The 1,388-nt window shown below is 58.6% G+C and carries 1 protein-coding gene; it reads left to right on the top strand.

The genetic code is table 11. The annotated features are described in order from the left end of the window. The first annotated feature begins 594 nt into the window (after positions 1–594). Complete coding sequence (locus tag ACFDR9_RS27685; RefSeq protein ID WP_017877679.1) at positions 595–1,134, top strand: FxDxF family PEP-CTERM protein; 540 nt, start codon at positions 595–597, stop codon at positions 1,132–1,134. Positions 1,135–1,388 lie beyond the last annotated feature (254 nt).

The following is a 1,388-nucleotide window of genomic DNA, read 5'->3' on the forward strand; positions in this document are numbered from 1 at the left end:
ACGCAAGCAAGGCCATGGCATGCTTGAGGTTCTGCTCCGGGCCTTCAACGGTAATCCTATCCCGCTTGCCGCATAGCGGCTGAACAGTCACGAAAATCCTTGTGTCGGTGCTTCGATTCCGCCCCGGGCCACCAAGAATGAGTTGTTGCAGAACGCCAACCCTCGCCGGTTGGCGTTTTCGTTTGTGCAAACACAATGGCGTCGCGCGCCAATCCCCCCACCACCCCGAGCACCTGCTGGCAGAGACCGACGCCACCGCGCCGCCCTGAACGCTAGGGCAAGACCAGCACAAGCCCCTTTCCCCGACACCGGCCTGCCGGAGTATCGCCCGTCTATTTGTAAGACTACTCCTACCGAGATGATAGTTACGACAACTTATGATCCAAGTGGCAATATTTTTTGCTGGGTTCGCCTATGAAGCAAGCGCCAAACCCATGCGCGCCGGTCCGATATTGCCCTGAAGAATCAACAGCTTAGACCTCGCGCACGCTTGAGTCCGCCATACAAATTGCCGCATCCGCCTGCTAGCATAACCGTTCAGATGATTCATCAACCTAGACTGCTTAACGCAGTCGTTTTTTTGTAAGGAACTCCATGAAAAAATCCACCTCCCTGATCGCCGCACTGCTGTTCGCAGGCGCAACCGTCGCTTCCACCGCTGCCATGGCTGCCGACATCAGCCACGCGCCAGAAGCGCTGACCCTGCTCGACGGCACCAGCGACTTCGGCAGCTCGTTTAGCGCCGGCAACAACAAGAACACCTTTTTGGACGAATTCACCTTCAGCTTTAACGGCACCAGCGATTTCGATGGCCTGGTATCGTCGATGAGCTCGAACGCACACAACGGCCTGGACATCACCTCGGTGGCCCTGTACGGCATGAACGGCCTGGTCTCCTCGTTCCAGCAACTGGAAACCGGCAAAACCGACCGCTGGACGCTGACCAAGACGGGCCTGGCCGCTGGCGCCTACTCGGTTAAAGTCGGCGGTAGCGCCGTGTCGGGCAAAGCTGGTAGCTTCGCCGGCAACCTGAACGTCAGCGCGGTACCTGAGCCAACCACCTACGGCATGATGCTGGGCGGCCTGGGCCTGCTGGGCTTCATGGCGCGTCGTCGTAAAAACGCCGCCGCGTAAGCGTCAGCGGCGTTGAGCAAGTAAGAACGGAGGCTTCGGCCTCCGTTTTTTTTCGTCCGCGGCGGCGCCGCCCGCTGTCGCTATGCAACAGCGGCGCGCCGTTCGCAACGATTTAGCGGCGACGACGCGTCAATGATGCCCAAAGCCAACGTATAATCGGAGTGACTATTCAGCCTGAGCGTACAGCGTAGAAAGTTGTTGTAAACGAATCGTGGATAACGCATCATGCGTGCATGCCACCAAAACCGCCCCGC

The sequence above is a fragment of the Janthinobacterium sp. CG_23.3 genome, assembly GCF_046115965.1.
In the GTDB taxonomy this organism is placed as follows: Bacteria; Pseudomonadota; Gammaproteobacteria; order Burkholderiales; family Burkholderiaceae_D; genus Janthinobacterium.

Excerpts from the sequence above, each read along its gene's own strand:
- ACFDR9_RS27685 (WP_017877679.1), top strand. The coding sequence starts at position 595 with ATGAAAAAATCCACCTCCCTGATCGCCGCACTGCTGTTCGCAGGCGCA.